Source organism: Methylobacterium sp. Leaf85 (genome assembly GCF_001422125.1).
GTDB lineage: Bacteria > Pseudomonadota > Alphaproteobacteria > Rhizobiales > Beijerinckiaceae > Methylobacterium > Methylobacterium bullatum.
The window spans coordinates 69360-89288 of the sequence record NZ_LMME01000023.1 but is presented as its reverse complement, the minus strand read 5'-3'; the positions used below and the strand labels follow the sequence as shown (position 1 = coordinate 89288).

General features: G+C 68.2%; 14 protein-coding genes and 1 pseudogene. 8 read left to right on the top strand and 7 right to left on the bottom strand.

The window, feature by feature from the left end; genetic code table 11:
- The first annotated feature begins 199 nt into the window (after nucleotides 1-199).
- Nucleotides 200-1471, top strand: coding sequence for an FAD-dependent monooxygenase (locus ASF08_RS12645; protein ID WP_056146521.1), 1272 nt, complete (start codon nucleotides 200-202; stop codon nucleotides 1469-1471).
- A gap of 235 nt (nucleotides 1472-1706) precedes the next feature.
- Here ASF08_RS12645 and ppa read toward each other — a convergent pair whose 3' ends face one another.
- From ppa to ASF08_RS12630, 3 genes are all read right to left on the bottom strand, one after another.
- Nucleotides 1707-2243 (bottom strand): inorganic diphosphatase, encoded by a 537-nt coding sequence (ppa, locus tag ASF08_RS12640; protein WP_056145761.1) that lies wholly within the window; start codon nucleotides 2241-2243, stop codon nucleotides 1707-1709.
- A 180-nt stretch (nucleotides 2244-2423) separates the two neighbouring features.
- Entirely contained in the window at nucleotides 2424-2765 is a 342-nt protein-coding gene (locus tag ASF08_RS12635) for a hypothetical protein (RefSeq protein WP_018044680.1), read from the bottom strand.
- A 122-nt stretch (nucleotides 2766-2887) separates the two neighbouring features.
- On the bottom strand, nucleotides 2888-3394 hold the full coding sequence (locus ASF08_RS12630) for a GNAT family N-acetyltransferase (protein WP_056145758.1): 507 nt from the start codon (nucleotides 3392-3394) through the stop codon (nucleotides 2888-2890).
- A 206-nt stretch (nucleotides 3395-3600) separates the two neighbouring features.
- On the opposite strand from ASF08_RS12630, the gene ASF08_RS12625 reads away from it, so the two are divergent.
- Nucleotides 3601-4326, top strand: coding sequence for a fused DSP-PTPase phosphatase/NAD kinase-like protein (locus ASF08_RS12625; RefSeq protein WP_056145755.1), 726 nt, complete (start codon nucleotides 3601-3603; stop codon nucleotides 4324-4326).
- A 138-nt stretch (nucleotides 4327-4464) separates the two neighbouring features.
- Here the strand turns inward: ASF08_RS12625 and ASF08_RS12620 are convergent, their stop codons facing one another.
- Together ASF08_RS12620 and ASF08_RS12615 are read right to left on the bottom strand one after the other, a co-directional pair.
- Nucleotides 4465-5337, bottom strand: coding sequence for a prephenate dehydratase (locus ASF08_RS12620; protein WP_056145752.1), 873 nt, complete (start codon nucleotides 5335-5337; stop codon nucleotides 4465-4467).
- Nucleotides 5338-5357: 20 nt separating this feature from the next.
- A complete protein-coding gene (locus ASF08_RS12615) occupies nucleotides 5358-6101 on the bottom strand; it encodes a 3-deoxy-manno-octulosonate cytidylyltransferase (RefSeq protein ID WP_056145750.1) in 744 nt (247 codons plus the stop codon).
- Nucleotides 6102-6346: 245 nt separating this feature from the next.
- On the opposite strand from ASF08_RS12615, the pseudogene ASF08_RS12610 reads away from it, so the two are divergent.
- The 6 genes and pseudogenes from ASF08_RS12610 to ASF08_RS12585 all read left to right on the top strand — a co-directional run.
- Nucleotides 6347-6916, top strand: a pseudogene (locus ASF08_RS12610) (c-type cytochrome); the annotation flags it as partial.
- A 418-nt stretch (nucleotides 6917-7334) separates the two neighbouring features.
- Nucleotides 7335-8600 (top strand): alpha-hydroxy acid oxidase, encoded by a 1266-nt coding sequence (locus ASF08_RS12605; protein WP_056146519.1) that lies wholly within the window; start codon nucleotides 7335-7337, stop codon nucleotides 8598-8600.
- Between the two features lie 459 nt (nucleotides 8601-9059).
- Nucleotides 9060-10928 carry an extracellular solute-binding protein gene (locus ASF08_RS12600; protein ID WP_056145744.1) on the top strand — a complete coding sequence of 623 codons (1869 nt, stop codon included), beginning with the start codon at nucleotides 9060-9062 and terminating at the stop codon, nucleotides 10926-10928.
- Nucleotides 10925-12787: an extracellular solute-binding protein gene (locus ASF08_RS12595; protein WP_056145741.1), complete on the top strand. Its 1863-nt coding sequence runs from the start codon at nucleotides 10925-10927 to the stop codon at nucleotides 12785-12787. The genes ASF08_RS12600 and ASF08_RS12595 overlap by 4 nt, the downstream gene beginning before the upstream one ends.
- A 9-nt stretch (nucleotides 12788-12796) precedes the next feature.
- Nucleotides 12797-13903 (top strand): microcin C ABC transporter permease YejB, encoded by a 1107-nt coding sequence (locus tag ASF08_RS12590; protein WP_056145738.1) that lies wholly within the window; start codon nucleotides 12797-12799, stop codon nucleotides 13901-13903.
- Complete coding sequence (locus tag ASF08_RS12585) at nucleotides 13900-14430, top strand: GNAT family N-acetyltransferase (RefSeq protein ID WP_056145735.1); 531 nt, start codon at nucleotides 13900-13902, stop codon at nucleotides 14428-14430. Before ASF08_RS12590 ends, ASF08_RS12585 begins: the two co-directional genes overlap by 4 nt.
- A gap of 149 nt (nucleotides 14431-14579) precedes the next feature.
- Here ASF08_RS12585 and ASF08_RS12580 read toward each other — a convergent pair whose 3' ends face one another.
- Complete coding sequence (locus ASF08_RS12580) at nucleotides 14580-16664, bottom strand: hypothetical protein (RefSeq protein ID WP_056145731.1); 2085 nt, start codon at nucleotides 16662-16664, stop codon at nucleotides 14580-14582.
- Nucleotides 16665-17100: 436 nt separating this feature from the next.
- The gene (locus ASF08_RS12575) at nucleotides 17101-19926 is read right to left on the bottom strand and encodes a DUF4159 domain-containing protein (RefSeq protein ID WP_056145729.1); all 2826 of its coding nucleotides are present in this window, start codon (nucleotides 19924-19926) and stop codon (nucleotides 17101-17103) included.
- Between the last annotated feature and the right edge of the window lie 3 nt (nucleotides 19927-19929).

The following is a 19929-nucleotide window of genomic DNA, read 5'->3' as shown; positions in this document are numbered from 1 at the left end:
GAATGCAAGACTCATCGGGAATGCAAAACTCGCGGGGAATGAACGGCTCACTCATCGAAAGCGACCACCCGGCCGATCCGGTGACGCATCGTGCTTCGCTGTCGCGCGTTGCCTCCGGCGCGGCGGGGTGCCACTCCACGTGTCTCTCATCGCAGGCCGTGGGAATGGGGACGAGGCAACGGGCATGGGCGGAACGGGGATGAGCGGATCGATGCAAGGTGGCGCGCTCCGCAAGGTGGTCATCGCCGGTGGCGGTATTCCCGGTCTCAGCCTGGCGCTGGCCCTGCGCCAGGCTCATGGCGATGCCCTGGAGGTCACCGTCTTCGATCCGGGGCTCGACCGCGCCGCGCTGCGGCATCGCGGGCGTGCCTTCGCCGTGGCGGCCGGCGGAAGGCGCATGCTGACGCGGTTGGGAATCTGGGATGGCGTCGCCCATGCGGCCGAACCGATCCTCGACATGGCGATCAGCGACAGCCGTCTGACGGATCCGGTGAGGCCGGTCTTCCTGACTTTCGGCCAGGACGGTGACGGCGAATCGCCGCTCGTCGGTGAGCCCTTCGCCCATATGGTGGAGGCAGAATACCTCGTCGACGCCCTGCTGACGGCATCGAAAGCCGTCGGGGTGGCCTTCGAGCCGGTCGGCATCCGCCACGCACAGGCGAACGGCCGGAGCATCGCCCTCGCGTTGTCCGATGGGCGCGAGACCGACGCGACGTTACTGGTCGCCGCGGACGGATCGCGGTCGAGGCTGCGCGAGGCGGCCGGGATCGGATGGGTCGGCCGGTCCTATCCGCAGACGGGCATCGTCGCCACGATCGGCCATGAACGCCCCCATGGCGGCCGGGCCTTCGAGCATTTCCTGCCGAGCGGTCCCTTCGCCATTCTGCCCCTGGTGGATGGCGGCGCGCTCGGCCACCGCTCTTCCATCGTCTGGACGGAGCGGGCAGCGGATGTGGAGGCGCTGATCGGTGGCAGCCGCGAGGAAACCCTCGGGGAAATCGAACGCCGCTTCGGGCTCAATCTCGGCCGTCTCGTCCTCGAGGACGGGCCGAGTGCCCATCCGCTCTCCCTCGGCATGGCGCGAAGCTTCCGGGGCGAGCGGCTCGCCCTGCTGGGCGATGCGGCCCATGTCATCCACCCGATCGCCGGCCAGGGGCTGAATCTCGGCCTCGCCGATGCCGCCTCCCTGGCGGAGGAGATCACGGAGGCCCTGCGCCTCGGGCTCGATCCGGGGGCGAAGGATGTGCTGCAGCGCTACGAGCGGAGCCGGCGCTTCGACACTTTCGCCATGGCGGCCGCCACGGACGGGCTCAACCGCCTGTTCTCCAACGACATCCTGCCGGTTCGGCTGATGCGTGATCTCGGGCTCGGCCTCGTCGACCGGATGCCGGGATTGAAGTCGCTCTTCATCGGCGAGGCCTCGGCCTCGCGGGGCGCCTCGCCCAGGCTGATGCGGGGCGAGGCGTTGTGAGACGGTCTCACCGCCTGTTCGGGTCGTCTTTCCAAGACATTACCTCATCCTGAGGCGCCGCGTAGCGGCCTCGAAGGAGGCTTCCAGGGATCGCGTGGCAACTGGAAGCTCCTTCGAGGCCCTTTGCTCAAGCAAAGGGCACCTCAGGATGAGGTGGTTGGTCTGGACGACCGACTTTCGCAGGCGGGCCGCCTTGGAATCACACGCTGCGGAAAGATCCGATCGAAGAAGGCTCTCAGGCCTTCTCGGACTTGGCGCGCTCGATACCCTCGTTGATGAGGCGCTGGGCCTCGGCCTTGTCGCCCCAGCGCTTGATCTTCACCCACTTGCCGGGCTCCAGATCCTTGTAATGCTCGAAGAAGTGCTGGATCTGCTGGATCGTGATGTCCGGCAGGTCGGTGTAGTTCTCGATCCGGTCGTAGCGCATGGTGAGGTGGCGGGACGGCACGGCAATGATCTTCTCGTCCTCGCCGGCATTGTCCTCCATCACCAGGACGCCCACCGGGCGGACGCTGATGACCGCGCCGGGAGCGATGGCGCGGGTATTCGCCACGAGAACGTCGCAGGGATCGCCATCGCCCGAGAGGGTGTGGGGGATGAAACCGTAATTCCCCGGGTAATGCATCGCGGTATAAAGAAACCGGTCGACCACGAGGGCACCGGATTCCTTGTCCATCTCGTACTTGATCGGATCGCCGCCGATCGGCACTTCGATGATGACGTTGACGTCGTCCGGCGGGTTCTTTCCGATCGAGATGGAGTCGATGATCATGGGGTCCTCGCTCGAGCCTGCAGCAATCCAAGGCGCTGTTTCGGCGTCTCTTAAATCCCTTCCGCGTTAAAGGAAATCGACCTTGGCCCGATGCGCGGGGCTTTTGCGGCTTATCGTAACCGCTGCGCGCCCTTTCCGCGCTGAAAGCCTCGGCCCATACGGTCGGGCCGGAGTCACGGATCAGGATTTCTGATCGCCCGATCCGAACCAGCGCCGCCAGACGCCCTCGATCCAGCGGGCCGAGCGTTCGAGCGGGACCTTGAGGGCCGGGATGTCCTGGCTGAGGAGGGCGAGCCCGACGGGCAGCATCCAGAGCCCGAGCACGGGCAGGATCGAGAAGACGCCGCCCAGGATGAACAGGATCGCCGCACCGATCCTCACCCAGCGGCGCGAGGGCTCGCGCAGCCACTCGATGGCTCGCCGCAACCGATCGGGCAGTTTCTCGGTGAGGCGGGTGACGCGGTCGTCCCAATCCTGCGCCGTGCACTCACGGCGGGGCAGATCCTGCTGGCTGGCGGTCATCGTGGTCCCTAGATCCGGCGCGAGGACGTCGCGACGCGTTCCCCCATACGGGAACGGCGACGTCCGGGCCGAGGATCAACGTATTGCCCCGCCTTCAGGGTTCCCGCTGACGGGATCGGGCCTCACTCGAAGCGGTAGGCCACCTTGGAGAGGACGGCGCCGGCCATGCGGTCGACGGCCTCGGCCACCTTGATACCGCCCAGACCGGCGTAGAAGTCGCAGGCGCGCTCGTTGCCCGCCAGGGTCCAGACCCCGATCCGCGTCAAGCCGTGATCGGCGAGGTCGTTGCGGACCGCGCGGAACAGGCGCCGGCCGAGGCCCAGGCCCTGATAGGCCGGCAGGATGTAGAGCTCGTCCACCTCCCCCGATGCCTTCAGGGCGCCGCCCCTCGCCTGCCCGTAGATCGCGTATCCGACGACCTCGTCGCCGATCTCGACCACGACCAGGGGGCGGTTGCGCTGGGCCGCGCCGACCCACCATTGCGACGAACGTTGCGAGATCATCCGTTCCAGGGAGATGCCGGGGATGATGCCGCGATAGGCCTCCCGCCAGGTTTCGTCGAAGACGTCGCTCAACCGATCGGCGTCTCCCGGACGGGCGCGGCGGATGCTGGTGGTGCTCGTCTTCATGACTGTCCCTACGCTTGGTGGAAACGGGAACGATCTCGCATCGAAATGCACGATACGGGCATGATGAAGGCAAGCCGGATGCCGAGTTCCGGAAAGTGTGCTTCCTGAAGCGTGAGTGGCGCAATTCTGCGACATCCGTTTGCCCGACGCTGTCCCGGCTGTTAGAGCCGCCGCACGCTCCTCTCGACAGGTTCCCGCCGCCACCCGTGTTCAACAGATTCATCAAGCCCGAGATCCGCTATGCCCGGCGCATGGCGCGGATCGCCCGCTTCGAGCAGCCGATCGCCGGCCGGGGTGCGCGCATGCGGGCCTGGGCCAACATGCTGCTCGTGGATCACGGCGTGTTCCGGCTGGCCTATCTCAACCGCCACAAGATCGGCACCGGCAAGGTCTGGCGCTCGGCCCAGCCGACGCCGCACCAACTCGCCTGGTTCCGGCGGCAGGGCGTGCGCACGGTGATCTCCCTGCGCGGCGGCCGCGAGCACGGCTCCTGGCCGCTCCAGCGCGAGGCCTGCGCGCAGCAGGGTCTGACCCTCGTCGAGTTCGTCCTGCGCTCGCGCGAAGCGCCGTCGAAGGAGACGATCCTCGGCGCGAAGGCCTTCTTCGACGGGGTCCAGTATCCCGCCGTGATGCATTGCAAGTCCGGGGCGGACCGGGCCGGACTCGGTGCCGCCCTCTTCCTCATCCTGCACGAAGGCGTGCCCGTCTCGGAGGCGATGGGTCAGCTCTCGGCGCGGTACGGCCATTTCCGCTTCGCCAAGACCGGGATCCTCGATGCGTTCTTCGATCTCTACCTGCGCGAGGGCGAAGCGAAGGGGCTGGATTTCCTGACCTGGGTCGAGACGGTCTACGACCCCGAGGCCCTGAAGCGCGAGTTCCGGCCGGGCTTCTGGTCGGATCTCATGGTCGACCGGGTGATCAAGCGGGAATAGTTTTCGCGATGCGCCTCCCTCCCCCTTGTGGGGAGGGATCGAGGGTGGGGGTGCCTCCGCCAGCCTCCGCAAGCTGAGGGCGCCAAACCACCTCCACCTCCAACTCCTCCCCACAAGGGGGGGAGGAGGGATCTATTGCTATTCCGCCGCCAGCCGCGTGGTCTCGCGGAACGGATGGGCCGGGTAGGTGCCGATGATGCGCAGTTCCCGCGAGAAATAGGCGAGTTCGTCCAGCGCGCGGGCGAGGCCCGGATCCTCGGGGTGGCCGTCCACTTCCGCATAGAACTGCGTCGCCGAGAACTGGCCTTCGACCATGTAGCTCTCGAGCTTCGACATGTTGACGCCGTTGGTGGCGAATCCCCCGAGCGCCTTGTAGAGCGCGGCCGGGATGTTGCGCACACGGAAGATGAAGCTCGTCACCGTCGGCCCCGAGGCGGCCGGGATCTCCACCGCCTCGGGCGAGAACACCACGAAGCGCGTGGTGTTGTGGCTCTCGTCCTCCACGTCGCGGGCGAGGATGTCGAGCCCGTAGACGCCCGCGGCCATGGCCGGGGCCAGCGCGCCGCGGCTCGGATCGCCGGCTTCGGCGACTTCCCGCGCCGCGCCCGCCGTGTCGCCGGCCACGATGGCCTTGAGCCCGAGCCGCCGGATGATCTTGCGGCATTGGCCGAGCGCGTGGACGTGGCTGTGCACCGTCCGGATCGCCTCGATCGGCGTGCCGGGAAGCGCCATCAGCTGAAAATGGATCGGCAGGAAGTGCTCGGCCACGATGTGCAGGTTCGAGCTCGGGATCAGGTGATGGATGTCGGCGACTCGCCCGGCGATGGAATTCTCGATGGGGATCATCGCCAGGGCGGCCCGGCCGTCGTTCACCGCCGCGAAGGCCTCCTCGAACGAGGCGCAGGGCAGCGGCGTCCAGTCGGGATAGGCCTGGGCGCAGATGATGTGCGAATTCGCGCCCGGCTCGCCCTGGTAGGAGATCGTGGTGCGGGATTCGGTCGTGTCGGACATGGGAGAAACAACTCGGTTCGTCAGTTGAGGCGCCGGGCCAGGAGCACCGCCCGCGCCCGTTCGAGGTCGGCGGGGGTGTCGACGCCCAGCGGCAGGTCGTCGACGACGGTGGCGTCGATGCGCATGCCCGCCTCCAGCGCCCGCAGCTGTTCCAGTTTCTCGCGGGTCTCGAGTTCGCCGGGCGGCAGGGCCATGAAGCGGGTGAGCGCCCGGCGGCGATAGGCGTAGAGGCCGATATGGTGGAACAGCGGCCCCTCCCCCCAGGGCGCCTGCGCCCTGGTGAAATAGAGCGCACGCAGGCGGTTGGGCCCCACATGGTGGCCGACGAGCTTCACCACGTTGGGATCGTGCCGCTCCTCCTCGCGGGTGATGATCGCGCAGAGGGTGGCGATGTCCACGGCGCGATCGGCCAGCGGCATGATCGCCGCGCCGATGATCGCGGGGTCGATCGTCGGCAGGTCGCCCTGTACGTTGACCACCACGTCGTGGTTGCCCTGCGGATCGATGATGTCGAGCGCCTCGGCCAGCCGGTCCGAGCCGGAGGGATGATCGGCCCGGGTGAGGGTCGCGAGGCCGCCGACCCGCTCGATCGCCTCGACGATCTCGACGGCATCCGTGGCCACGACCACCGGTCCGATCCCGGCTTCCACGGCGCGGCGCCAGACATGGACGATCATCGGCTCACCGGCGATGTCGGCCATCGGCTTGTTCGGCAGCCGGGTGGCGGCCATGCGGGCGGGAATGAGAACGAGGGGATCCGACATCGACCGGCGTATCTCCGCAGCGAGCCGGGGGAGTAGCAGGGGCGGTGCGCGTTGTCATCGGCGCACGGTCGCAGGTGCGGGAGAATGACATCCGGCGCTATGCGACTACACGGCCGCCCGCTCCGCCATTGTCAAGGTCGGCCCTTAACCGCTATTCACCCTCGAACATTTCCAGAGTCCGGGGCATCCGCTCACCGGGCCACGCCTGCCGCCGCAACCGGCGGACGCCCCCGGAGTTGTCGAGAATGGACTCTTTCGAGCTGAACAAGGTCGCGGGCGCCGTACTCGGCACTCTCCTTCTCGCCATGGGCTCCGGTTTCGTCGCCGAATTGATCTACAGCGCCAAGCCGGCGGGAAGTGCCGGCTACGCCCTGCCCGAGCCTCAGCCCGAGGCGGCCGGCGGAGCCGCCGCCGCTGCGGCCAAGGTCGAGCCGCTTCCGGTCCGCCTCGCCAGCGCCAGCGTCGAGAAGGGTACCGGCGCCGCCAAGAAGTGCGCCGCCTGCCACAGTTTCGAGAAGGGCGGCCCCAACAAGGTGGGTCCGCACCTCTGGGGCGTGGTCGACCGCCAGCGCGCCCATGAGAGCGGGTTCGAGTATTCCGCCGCGCTGAAGGAGAAGGGCGGCACCTGGACCTACGACGAGCTCGATCACTTCCTCGCCAACCCGAAGACCTACGTGCCGGGCACCAAGATGGCCTTTGCCGGCATCCAGGCCCCGCAGGAGCGCGCCGACGTGATCGCCTATCTGCGCTCGCTCGCCGACACCCCGGCGCCGCTTCCCGCCGTCGAGAAGGCCGCCGCCGAGGACAAGCCGGCGCAGTAAATTTCGGCTTTGCCGACACGTTTTCATCGGCTCGACGGAAAGGCGCGGCATGTCCGCGCCTTTACTGTTCCGAACGACCCGTCGACCGGCCCTTTTCATATTGCGATGCGGTAGTGCCGGGCGAATCACGTCGCCTGCTCAGCTCTGAGATCCGGCGGATCGCGCCATCGTGAAAGCGCGGCGCAGGACGCAGATCGACATATATCGCCGCCGATCTGCGATTTTGAGCCCGGATCCCGTTGGAATACCGCATCGGCCGACCTCATCGCGTTGGCGGCGGAAGGCATGCACGCTACGATTTAGAATTATAACAGTTATTGCATCGCACAATAGAATTGGTGCAGGAAGGTCCGGCAAATCGAAGCAAGCGAGAGCGAGACGTATGTCGAACGGTGTCGAGGGAAAGTCTGCCATGGGTGAACACGCATCGATCCACCGCCGGAAACTGTTGGCCTACTTCTCGTCCAGTCCCCTGTTCGCGCCGAGCGCCGCACGCGCCCTGGCGGGAATCGCCGCCCTCGGTACCACGGAAGCGGTGGCCCAGAGCTACGACGTCCTGCGCGCCGCCCCCGTGATGAACGGCGACCTCATCGCCTCCCCGGCGCAGGCGCTCAACGTGTTCGATTTCGAGCCCGTGGCGAAGAAGGAATTGCCCCCGGCGCATTACGGCTACCTCGCCAGCGGCGTCGATGCCGACAAGACGCTGAAGGCCAACCGGGACGATTTCGACAAGATCCATATCCGCGTCCGCCGCCTGATCGACGTGCGCAAGATCGACACGACCGTGAAGATCTTCGGTGAGACCTGGGCGAGCCCGATCGCGCTCGCCCCCGTCAGCAGCGTGGGTGCGTTCCATCCCGAAGCCGAGGCGGCCGCCGCCCGCGCCTGCAAGGTGAAGGGTCACCAGATGATCCTGTCCACGGTGGGCAGCACCTCCATCGAGGACGTCATCAAGGAGCGCGGCGCCCCCGTCTGGTACATGCTCTACCCCACCGACGACTGGTCCGTGACCGAGAAGCTGGTGAAGCGGGCCGAGGCGGCCGGCGCCCCGGCCATCGTGCTCACCGTCGACCGCCAGGGCGGCCGCAACACCGAGACGCTGTTCCGCGAGCGCCGCGCCGACACCCGCACCTGTACCGATTGCCACACGCCAGGCTTCAAGAACGAAGTCAGCCGCAAGCCGATGTTCGACGAGATCGACGTGTCGAAGGTCACCAACCTCTACGGCACCGGCATGACCTGGGACTACGTGAAGCGCCTGCGCGGCATCGTGAAGGGCAAGCTCGTCCTCAAGGGCATCGTGACCCAGGAAGACGCCAAGATCGCCCTGACCCACGGCGTCGACGCGATCATCGTCTCCAACCACGGCGGCCGCGCCGAGGAGAGCCTGCAATCGACCATCGGCGCCCTGCCGGAAGTGGTCGCCGCCGTGAACGGCAAGGTCCCGGTCCTCATCGACGGCGGCTTCCGTCGCGGCACCGACGTGCTGAAGGCACTGGCGCTCGGCGCCACCGCCGTCTGCGTCGGCCGCCCCTATGTCTGGGGCCTCGCCGCCTTCGGCCAGCCCGGCGTCGAGATGGTGCTCACCCTGATGCAGCGCGAGTTCGAGACGATCATGCGCCAGGTCGGCGCCACCAAGCTCTCCGAAATCACGCCGAAGAGCGTCCAGATCGTCTGACATCCGGTTGATCGGATTTGTCCGGAGGATGTTCATGCGGAAGCAGATCATCCGCTGAAGTCCATCATCCAATCAGATCACCTCATCCTGAGGAGCCCTTCGCCTCGGCGAAGGGCCTCGAAGGAGCTCTCCAGTCTGCTCAGTGGGTGCTGGAGCCCTCCTTCGAGGCCGCTGCGCGGCACCTCGGGATGAGGTGGAGCCTCGGACTAACAATTCGAACCGGCTCTTCGTGTCTTTCCAGAAACTTCCGCTGCTGCGTCGTACACCGGGGGGTACCAACCGTGATCGGGAGTACCCCGAGGCCCTCCGCCGTTCCTCGCGAGGCGATCCTCCCACGCGTTCAACCGACGCGCCGGGGACTTGACCGCTTGGCGTGGCCCGTCCCGACGTCCTAGAAGGACATCGCGCCTGCGCCCTCGACGGCACGGGCAACGGAATTCGGGAGACAGCCGCCTCGTGATGCGAACAGCCCTGATCGGACGCCTTCTCGCCGCCTCCCTCGCGATCGCCGCCTTCGTCGGTGGTGCCAGGGCCGCCCCCGACGGCGCCCCATGGGCCCATGCCTTCACGCTCATGGGCGAGCCGAAATACCCGGCCGATTTCAAGCAGTTCGACTATGCCGACCCGAAGGCCCCGAAGGGCGGGCTCGTGCGCCTCGGCGCCCAGGGCGGCTTCGACAATTTCAATCTCGTCGTGGCGGGTCTGAAGGGCGATCTCGAAGGCGGGGTCGCGCAGATCTACGATACGCTGATGACGGAGTCGCTGGACGAGCCGTTCACCTCCTACGGGCTCCTCGCCGAAGGGGTGCGCATCGCCGACGACCTCTCCTCCGTCTCCTACCGCCTGCACGAGAATGCCCGATGGCACGACGGGAAGCCGATCACGCCCGAGGACGTGGTCTGGTCCTACGAGACGTTGAAGGCCAACAGCCCGTTCTACGCGGCCTATTACCAGACCGTGGCGAAGGGCGAGGTCACCGGCCCGCGCGAGGTCACCTTCACCTTCACCGAGAAGGGCAACCGCGAACTGCCGCAGGTGCTCGGCCAGCTCCGCGTGCTGCCCAAGCACTGGTGGACGGGCAAGGACGCGGAAGGGCGCCAGCGCGACGCCACCCAGACCACCCTCGAGATCCCCCTCGGCTCCGGCCCCTATCGCCTCGCCAAGTTCGAGGCCGGCCGCAGCGTCACCTACGAGCGCGTGCCCGATTACTGGGGCGCCGACCTGCCGGTGAATGTCGGCCGCAACAATTTCGGCACGATGCGCAACGAGTATTTTCGTGACGCCACCGTGCTGATCGAGGCGCTGAAGGGTGACCTGTTCGACTTCCGCGCCGAGAATATCGCCCGCAACTGGGCCACCGCCTATGACGACTTCCCCGCCGTGAAGGAGGGCCGCCTGATCAAGGAGGAATTCCCCGACCGCGGCAACGGCATCATGCAGGCGTTCGTCTTCAACACCCGCAAGGCCAAGTTCGCCGACGAGCGGGTGCGCCGCGCCTTCAACCTCGCCATGAACTTCGAGGAGATGAACCGGGCGCTGTTCTTCGGCCTCTACAAGCGCATCGATTCCTATTATTTCGGCTCGGAACTCGCCTCCTCCGGCCTGCCGCAGGGCGCGGAACTGGCGATCCTCGACGGCGTGAAGGACAAGGTCCCGCCGTCCGTCTTCACGACGCCCTACACCAATCCTGTGAACGGCACGCCCGATGCCGTGCGCGCCAACCTGCGCGAGGCGGTGCGCCTCCTCAAGGAGGCCGGATACGAGCTTCGCGACGGGCGCATGACCAACGTGAAGACCGGTGAGCCGCTCACCGTCGAATTTCTGGAGTTCCAGAGCGTGTTCGAGCGGGTGGTCCTGCCGTTCTCGGCCCAGCTGAAGCTCATTGGCATCCAGACCTCGCTCCGCGTCATCGACCAGGCGCAGTACCAGAACCGGCTGCGCGCCTTCGACTTCGACGTGACCACGAGTTCCTGGGGGCAGTCCCTCTCCCCCGGCAACGAGCAGCGCGAATATTGGGGCTCGACTGCGGCCGACAAGCAGGGCTCGCGCAACCTGATCGGGATCAAGGACCCGGCCATCGACACGCTGATCGAGGCGGTGATCTTCGCCAAGGACCGTCCGGGCGTGCTCGCCGCCACCCACGCCCTCGACCGGGTGCTCCTCGCCCACAATTTCGTCGTGCCGCAATGGGCCTCGAACGTGTCGCGGACCCTGCGCTGGAACCGGTTCGGGCACCCGGCCACCCTCCCGCTCTACGGCTCCTCCGGCTTCCCGACCACGTGGTGGTACGACGAGGCGCTGGCCGCCAAGACCGGGGCGCCCCGGTGAGGGTCGCGCCGAGCCGCCGGGACTTCGTCGCCGGGGCCGGCGCCCTCGGCATCGCCACCGCCCTGACGAAGCGGGCGCGGGCCGCCCCCACCGGGGCGAGCCACGGCATGTCGAGTTTCGGGGAACTGAAATACCCGGCCGACTTTCCGCATTTCGCCTATGTGGACCCGGCCGCGCCACGCGGCGGCCGGTTCTCGGCGCAGCTCTCCTCCACCCTCGGCAACCAGGCCGGCGACACGTTCAACACCCTCAACGTCTACGTCCTGCGCGGCGACGGCGCCGCCGGCATGAACCTCACCTTCGATTCGCTGATGGTGCGGGCGCTGGACGAGCCCGATTCGCTCTACGGCCTCGTCGCCCGCAGCGTGGAGGCGAGCGAGGACGGCCTGACCTACCGTTTCGCCCTGCGCCCGCAGGCGCGGTTCCATGACGGCTCGCGCCTCACCGCCGCCGATGTCGCCTTCTCCCTGAATTTGCTGAAGGAGAAGGGGCACCCCGAAATCTCGCAGGTGATCCGCGACATGGCCGACGCCGTGGCGGAGGGCGACGAAACGGTGGTGGTGCGCTTCGAGAAGGGCCGCAGCCGCGATCTGCCGCTCTTCGTCGCGACGCTACCGATCTTCTCGAAGGCCTATTACGCCGGCCGCGACTTCGAAGCCTCCACCCTGGAGCCGCCGATGGGGTCCGGCCCCTACAAGGTCGGGCGCCTGGAAGCCGGCCGCTTCATCGAGCTGGAGCGGGTGGCCGATTACTGGGCCGCCGACCTGCCGGTGATGGTCGGGCAGAACAATTTCGAGCAGATCCGCTTCGAGTATTTCCGTGATCGCCAGGTGGCGTTCGAGGCCTTCAAGAGCGGTATCTTCACCTTCCGCGAGGAATTCACCGCCCGCGTCTGGGCGACGGGCTACGATTTCCCCGCCTTCCGCGAGGGCCGCGTGCGCAAGGAGGTCGTGCCCGATGCGCGTCCCTCGGGCACGCAGGGCTGGTGGATCAACACCCGCCGCGAGGCCTTCAAGGATCGCCGGGTCCGCGAGGCGATCGGCCTGTGTTTCGACTTCCCCTGGGCGAACAAGAACCTGATGTTCGGCGCCTATATCCGCACCGCCTCGTTCTTCGAGAATTCCGATCTCAAGGCCACCGGAAAGCCCTCGCCCGAGGAGCTCGCGCTGCTCGACCCCATGCGCGCCGGCCTGCCCGACGAGGTCTTCGGCGAGGCGTGGCAGCCGGCCCAGTCCGATGGCTCCGGCCAGGACCGGGCGCTCCTCAGCCGTGCCGTGGCGCTCCTGCGCGAGGCGGGCTGCACGCGGGAGGGCGGCGCCATCGCGCTGCCGGGGGGCAAGCCCCTGGAGATCGAGTTCCTCGACGCCGATCCGGCCCTTGAGCCGCATACCCAATCCTTCATCCGCAATCTCGGCCTGATCGGGATCAAGGCCACCATCCGGCGGGTGGACACCTCCCAGTATCAGTCCCGCCTGAAGGATTTCGACTTCGACATCACCTCGCGCCGCTATGGCAGCGGGCCGACGCCGGGGCCGGAACTGAGGCAGGTCTACGGCTCGGCCAGCGCCGCCACGCCGGGCTCGGACAACCTCGCCGGAATCTCCGACGCCACGGTGGACGCCTTGATCGGCCGGGTGCTCGATGCGTCCACGCGGGCCGATCTCACCGTCGCCGCCCGCGCCCTCGATCGGGTACTGCGCTCGGGCCGCTACTGGATTCCGATGTGGTACAAGGCCGATCACCGCCTTGCCCTCTGGGACGTCTACGGCCACCCCTCCCCCGGCCCGGCCTACGATCTCGGCGCCCCGGCGATCTGGTGGCACGAGGCCGAGAAGGCCCGGCGAATCGGCAGGAATTGAGGACCAGACGTGCTCGCCTACATCCTGCGCCGCATCGCCCTCATGGTCCCGACGATCTTTGGGATCATGCTCATCACCTTCGTCATCGTGCAGTTCGCCCCCGGCGGGCCGGTGGAGCGCGTGCTGGCGCAGTTGCAGGGCCAGAACGAGGGCAGCCTGTCCCGCGTCACGGGAGGCGCCGGCGACCTCGGCGGCAGCGGGCGCTCGGCCGGCGGCGGCTCGGAGGCGAGTTCGCGCTATCGCGGCGCGCAGGGGCTCGACCCGGCCTTCATCAAGAAGCTCGAACAGCAATTCGGCTTCGACAAGCCGGCCCCCGAGCGCTTCGCAAAGATGCTGTGGGACTACGCCACCTTCGATTTCGGAAAGAGCTATTTTCGCGATGTGTCGGTGCTGCAGCTGATCCGCGAGCGCCTGCCGGTTTCGATCTCCCTCGGCCTGTGGATGACGCTGCTGTCCTACGCGATCTCGATTCCGCTGGGCATCCGGAAAGCGGTGAAGGACGGCTCGCGCTTCGACCTGTGGACCTCCAGCATCGTCATCGTCGGCTATGCCATCCCGAGCTTCCTGTTCGGCATCGCCCTCATCATCCTGTTCGCCGGCGGCTCGTTCCTGCAGGTCTTCCCGATTCGTGGCCTCACCAGCGAGGGCTGGGAGACCTTCACCCTCTGGGGCAAGATCGTCGATTACGCCTGGCACATGACGCTGCCGCTCACCGCCCTGGTGCTCGGCGCCTTCGCCACCTCGACCCTGCTCACCAAGAACTCGTTCCTCGACGAGATCCGCAAGCAATACGTGATGACGGCGCGGATGAAGGGCCTCACCGAGCGGCGGGTGCTCTATGGGCACGTCTTCCGCAACGCCATGCTGATCGTGGTGGCGGGCTTTCCCGGCGCCTTCATCTCGGCCTTCTTCGCCGGCTCCCTGCTCATCGAGACGATCTTCTCTCTCGACGGGCTCGGGCTCCTGTCCTTCACCGCCATCGTCGGGCGCGATTACCCCATCGTCTTCGCCACGCTCTACATCTTCTCGCTGATGGGGCTCGCGGTGAACCTGCTCTCCGACCTGATCTACACCTGGATCGATCCGCGCATCGACTTTTCCGCTCGCGCCACATGACGAGCCTGCCCCTCGTCATCCGGCCCGAGCGGCCGGGCGATGCCGATTCCATCGAGCGCCTCCATGCCCGCGCCTTCGGGCCGGGACGCTTCGCCCGCACCGCCTATCGCCTGCGCGAAGGCACCCAGCCCCTGGGCGATCTCTGCTTCACCGCGCTGGTCGGCACCTATCTCGTCGGCTCGGTCCGAGTCGCTCCGGCTGAGGCGGGCGGCCCCCTTTTGGTGCTGGGGCCGCTCACGGTGGATCCGAGCTTCGGACAACGCGGCATCGGCGGATCGCTGATGCGGGCGAGCCTCGACGCCGCGCGGGCCGGCGGCCACGGGGTCGTGGTTCTGGTGGGTGACGCGCCCTATTACCGCCGCTTCGGCTTCACGCCCGTGCCGCCGGGCCGCGTGCTGCCGCCGGGACCGGTGGATCCCGCGCGATTCCTCTGGCTCGAACTCCGTCCCGGCGCCTCGGAGACGGTTTCGGGGACCGTCAGACCCGTTCGTTCGCTCGCAATCTTGGGCGGCGAGACGCGAGGCTGACCCTCCTCCCCCTTGTGGGGAGGAGTTGGAGGTGGGGGTGGTTCCGCCAGCCTCAGCTGACTGAGGGTCGCTCAACCACCCCCACTCCTAACCTCTCCTCACAAGGGGGAGAGGGACGCGTCCTGCGGTGAGAAAAACCCGTTCGCCCGTCACGCCGCCCGCCCGCGCCTGCCTTCCACCAGCCACATCGCCAGCACCGCACCGGCCAGCGCCACCAGCGCCCATAGGCCGAGCGCCAGGGGGTAGACCTCGACGCCGCGGATGACGGCACTGTCGCTCGGGCGGAAGCCGATCCAGTCGGCGCCGGCCAGACGCCCACTGCGCACGGCCTGAAGGCGCGGCACGACGGTGCTCCCGCCCGCATCGGCGAGGCGGCGGATCGACCCGCCGGTCCCTTCGGCCAGGGCCTTCAGACGCTCGGTATCGCTGAACACGTCGGTGAGTTCGCGCGGGTTCGGCGGCCCGACGCTGACGAAGGCGATGAGCGAGCCGGAGCGCAGGGTGTGGAGCCCGAGCTCCGTCGCTTCGAACGTCGTGCTGAACAGGCCGGGCTCCCCGGCCGTGAGAGTCAGTGTCCGCTCCGGTCCGGTCGGCCCCTTCACGGTGACGGGGTCGGTGGTCTCGGCCATGGTCTGACGTTCGACGCGGACTTCGCGGCCATGCCCCGTCGTCTGCGCCCGCAGGGCCTCCTCTTCCAGGGCCGGCTCCTTCATCAGCCAATGGCCGAGGCGGCGCAGCAGGTCGAGATAGGGGCCGCCTTCCTGGTAGCCCCGCGCCCAGAGCCAGGCATGGTCGGAGAGGAGCAGGGCGACACGGCCCTTGTCCTCCCGCGAGAGAGCGAGGAGCGGCAGGGCGTTCGGCCCCTGCAGGATCGGCTGGACGCCGGGCTTGGTCTGGGCGGAGACGATGCGCAGCCAGTCGCCCCAGGCCGGGGGAGAGGCCTCCGATCCGGGCAGGGCGCGGGTGACGGGATGGCGGGTGCCGGTGCCCGTCAGCGCCGCCTTGTAGGGCTGCTCGACCACGCGGCCATTGGGTTCGCCCGGCAGGATCTGGGAGAGCCGGGTACGGGCGAGGCTGGCCGACGAGGCGAATTCCGGCCCCGCCGCGATGAGCAGCGCGCCGCCATCGCGGACATAGCGGACGATGTTGTCGAAATAGGCCGAAGGCAGCACGCTCTGGTTGGCGTAGCGGTCGAAGATGATGAGGTCGAAATCCTTGATCTTCTGGACGAACAGTTCGCGCGTCGGGAAGGCGATGAGCGACAGCTCGGAAATCGGCGTGCCGTCCTGCTTCTCCGGGGGGCGCAGGATGGTGAAGTGGACGAGATCGACGTTGGCGTCCGATTTCAGCAGGTTGCGCCAGGTCCGCTCACCCTGGTGGGGCTCGCCCGAGACGAGGAGCACGCGCAGCTTCTCGCGGATGCCCTCGATAGGCAGGACGGCGCGGTTGTTGATCGTGGTCAACTCGCCGGGCAGCGGCTCGACCTCGATCTCCACGACGTTGGGGCCGCCATGCTCGATCTTGGTGGTGAGCGAGAAGGGCTGGCCGGTGGGGAAGGTGCGGCGTCCGATCTCCTCGCCGTCGCGGCGCACGGTAACGGTGGCGCTGCCGGTGCCGCCGCGCTCCATCACCTCGGCGCGGATGGTGAGATCGCGCCCGACGATGCCGAAGCGCGGCGCCTCGATCAGCTTGATCTGCCGGTCGCGCTCGTCGGGATGTCCGGTGACGAGGACATGGAGCGGCGCCTTGATGCCGAGCGCCGCGACATTGGCCGGGATGTCGTGAACCACTCCGTCCGTCAGCATCACCACCCCGGCGAGCCGATCCGGCGGGACGTCGGCGAGGCCCTGGGACAGAGCCGTGAACAGCTTGGTGCCGTCGTCGCCGTCCTTGGCGTCGGGCACGTCGATGAAGCGTGGCTCGATGTTGGTGAGCGAGCCGAAGCGCCGCTGCAATTCGGCCCGGACCGTATCGGTCATGGCCGGGCGGTCACCGAGACTTTGCGACCCGGACCGGTCGACGACGATGGCCGCGATGTCCTTCACCGGCTCGCGATCCTCGCGCACCAGGGACGGGTTGGCGATGGCCAGCAGCACAAGCCCGAGGGCCAGCGCCCGCAGGACCGCCGTGCGCCCCCGCGCCACGAAGGCGAGAACGACGAAGATCGCCACCAGAACGCCCAAGCCCGCGATGACCGGCCACGGGATGAGGGGGGTGAAACTGAGGCTCAGCATGGGCTAGCGGCCTCCGTCGTTGTGATGGACGGGCGCGGCGTTACCACCGGCGCCCTCTGAGTCCTTTGCAGGAGACCGGATTCACGCATCTGCTCTTGCAGGCAGAACGCGTCCCTCTCCCCCTTGTGGGGAGAGGTTAGGAGTGGGGGTGGCGCCGCTGGCCTCTGCACTCCGAGGGTCACCCGACCACCCCCACCTCCAACTCCTCCCCACAAGGGGGAGGAGAGCCGCGCATCCCGAGACATTCGTGAATGCCGTAGCTCTGTGGGATCGGGTTGAGAGAGGGGGACGCGCTGTCCGGAGATTTCACACACCTCACCCTGTCCCTCTCCTTGCAGGAGAGGGAACCCGCGCTTCCTGCGACCTATGTGAGAACTTTCTCGCGCGAAGCGAGAAGGGAACGTCGTCCCGGTCCGATACGCAGTCCGAAAGACCATCACTGTCCCAACCGCTCCAGCAGGGCCGGGACGTGGACCTGATCCGCCTTGTAGTTGCCGGTCAGCGTGTAGATCACGAGGTTGATGCCGCCGCGGAACGACATCTCGCGCTGGCGCTGGTCGCCGCCGACGATGGGGTAGAGCGCCTCGCCGCGCTTGCCCACCGCCCAGGCGGCGGCGAGGTCGTTGCCCGTGATGACGATGGGGGAAACGCCGTCCCCGGCCCGCGCTGGGCGGCGTTCGGCCCCGTCTCCGGCAGGCGGCAGGGTCTCGACCCAGGTCTGGCCGGTGGCGTAGCGGCCGGGAAAATTGTCCACGAGGTAGAAGGCCTTGGTGAGCACGTGGTCCGCCGGAACCGGCTCCAGTTCGGGCACTTCCAGGGTGGAGAGCATCTTGCGCAGGTAGGCCCCCTCCGGTGTCGGCGGGCCGCCCGGCCGCGCCGTGAGCGCGTCGCGGGTGTCGAACAGGACCGTCCCGCCGTTGCGCATGAAGGCGTCGATCCGGCGGATCGCGGCTTCGCTCGGCTGGGGGCGGCTGGCGACGATGGGCCAGTAGATGATCGGATAGAAGGCGAGTTCGTCCTTGCCCGGATCGATGCCGATCGGGTCGCCCGGCTCCAGGGCGGTCCGGCTGGCCAGCATTTGGGTCAGACCGTTGAGCCCGGCGCGGCTGGCCGTATCCGTCGCCTCGTCGCCGGTGACGACGTAGGCCAGACGGGTGGCGAGGGCGGAGTCGAACGTGTTCGGCCGCGCGCCCTCCTGAGCATGCGCGCCTCGCGGCGCACCCATGATGCCGATGCCGGCCACGATGAGCACCGCCGCCGCCCGTCCGGCGAAGCGTCCGAGCAGCCCCCCGCGCGAGCGGTTGAAGAGACCGCCGAGCCAGAGGCCGGCGAGGGTGTCGAGGATCAGCAGCATCAGCGCCACGGTAAACAGCGTGGCGCGCAAGTCGAGGGTGTCTCCGCCGGTGAGCGAACCGGTGCGGGCGTCGGTGAAGGCCGACAGGTCGAGGGGTTTCAGGCGGTCGTCGGGCCGGAGCGCGTTCACCGCGACTCCGCCATCGGCCGGGCCATAGAAGCCGGCCGGGTGTTCGAGGCTGGAGCGCTCGCCGTAATCGTCCGGCACCGCCGTGGCACCGGCAGGCGGGCTGCCCAGCGCCCCGAACCCGTCGAGAGTGAGGCGGGGCGCCAGGACGGCGGCGGCGGGCCGGGTCGACCCCTCCCCTCCATTCGGAGACGCACTGCCCGACAGGGCGACCACGCGGCGCAGCATGTCGATGAACAGGCCGGAGAGCGGCAGGTTCGACCAGGTCGTGTCTGCGGTGACGTGGAACAGCACGATCTGCCCCTTGCCACGCTTCTCGGCGGTGACGATGGGCGTGCCGTCCTGCAGCGAGGCCCAGGTCCGCCCCGGCAGGTCGCCATCCGGCTCGGCTAGGATCTGGCGGCGCACGCCGATATCCGCCGGTGGCACCAGCCCGGCAAACGGACTCTCCGGGGCAAAGGTCGCGAGCGTCCTGGGGCTGTCCCAGGACAGGGTGCCGCCCAGGGTCCTGCCGCCCCGGCGCAGGCGCACGGGGACCAGGGTGTCGTTGCCGGCCGCCAAGCGCGGCCCGGCGAAGCGCAGCAGCAGGCCGCCCTCGTTCACGAAACTCGCCACCCGGCGCATGGTCGCCTCGTCGAGGGCGCCCACATCGGCAAGGACCAGCACCGAGACCTGATTGTCGAGGAGCTGCCCGACGGATTCGGCCACCCCCTTGGCCCCGCGTGCCTCCTGGACGTCGGCGAAGGGGGTGAGCGCGCGGGAGAGATAGTAGGTCGGGGCCAGGAGCGGCTGGGCCTGATCGTTGGTGCCGCCGAAGACCAGGCCGACGCGGCGGCGCTTGCCGCGCTCGTCCATCAGCGTCACCGCGCCGGCCGAGCGCTCGGCAGCGATCTCCAGCCGGCTGATGCCGTTGCGGAGCTCTACGGGGAGCTCGAACGTGACCTCGGTTTCGGTGGCCCCGTCGGCGAAGCGGAAATCGTGCTCGGCCAGGGGCAGGCCCTTCTGGTCGAGGGCGCGGACCAAGCCGGCATCGCGGCCATTGGCCGAAGCGCGCAGCACATGGGCGCTGAGCTTGCCGCCGCTCTCGGCCGCGGTGAGGGCCAGAGCCGGTGGCCGGTCGGCGCGCAGGATGGTGAGACGGGCGCCGGCTTTGTTCAACGCATCGGACAAACCCTTGCCGAACGCGTCGGATGCGACACCCGCAACGCCATCGGTGATCCAGACCACAGCGACGGCCGGATGGCGGTCGAGGAAGGCTCCGATGGCGGTCAAATGGACGTCGCGTTGCGGTAGATGGGAGCGCGGCGCGACGGCCCGGAGCCGGTCAAGGGCGGCGGCGGGCGTCTTCGCTTCCAACGCCGCCGGGGCGTCGGCTAGGGCGACCACGGCCACGGGGCGACCGTCCCGTGAGGCGGCCTCGACCTCGTCGGTGGCGGCGCGCATGCGCTCGCGCCAGTCATGCGCGGCGGAAAACCCGTTATCGATCATGACGATGAGCGGCGTCCGCCCGGAGGTCGCGCCGGTACCCGATGGGTTCCAGACCGGCCCCGACACGGCAAGGATCAGGCAAGCCGCGGCGATCATTCGGAGGATTAGCAGCCATGGCGGGGTCCGCGCCGGCGTCTCGCGCTTGGCCAGCAGGTCGGCCATGATCCGCAGGGGGGGAAACTCGATCCGCTGCGGCCGGGGCGGCGTCACCCGGAGCAAATACCACAATGCCGGCAATGCGATAAGCGCCGCGAGCGCCAGCGGCGCGGCGAAGGTCAGGGGCAATCCGAACATGTG

Coding starts and splice junctions, on each gene's coding strand:
- ASF08_RS12645 (WP_056146521.1), top strand. CDS start 200: ATGAGCGGATCGATGCAAGGTGGCGCGCTCCGCAAGGTGGTCATCGCC.
- ppa (WP_056145761.1), bottom strand. CDS start 2,243: ATGATCATCGACTCCATCTCGATCGGAAAGAACCCGCCGGACGACGTC.
- ASF08_RS12635 (WP_018044680.1), bottom strand. CDS start 2,765: ATGACCGCCAGCCAGCAGGATCTGCCCCGCCGTGAGTGCACGGCGCAG.
- ASF08_RS12630 (WP_056145758.1), bottom strand. CDS start 3,394: ATGAAGACGAGCACCACCAGCATCCGCCGCGCCCGTCCGGGAGACGCC.
- ASF08_RS12620 (WP_056145752.1), bottom strand. CDS start 5,337: ATGTCCGACACGACCGAATCCCGCACCACGATCTCCTACCAGGGCGAG.
- ASF08_RS12615 (WP_056145750.1), bottom strand. CDS start 6,101: ATGTCGGATCCCCTCGTTCTCATTCCCGCCCGCATGGCCGCCACCCGG.
- ASF08_RS12605 (WP_056146519.1), top strand. CDS start 7,335: ATGGGTGAACACGCATCGATCCACCGCCGGAAACTGTTGGCCTACTTC.
- ASF08_RS12600 (WP_056145744.1), top strand. CDS start 9,060: ATGCGAACAGCCCTGATCGGACGCCTTCTCGCCGCCTCCCTCGCGATC.
- ASF08_RS12585 (WP_056145735.1), top strand. CDS start 13,900: ATGACGAGCCTGCCCCTCGTCATCCGGCCCGAGCGGCCGGGCGATGCC.
- ASF08_RS12580 (WP_056145731.1), bottom strand. CDS start 16,664: ATGCTGAGCCTCAGTTTCACCCCCCTCATCCCGTGGCCGGTCATCGCG.
- ASF08_RS12575 (WP_056145729.1), bottom strand. CDS start 19,926: ATGTTCGGATTGCCCCTGACCTTCGCCGCGCCGCTGGCGCTCGCGGCG.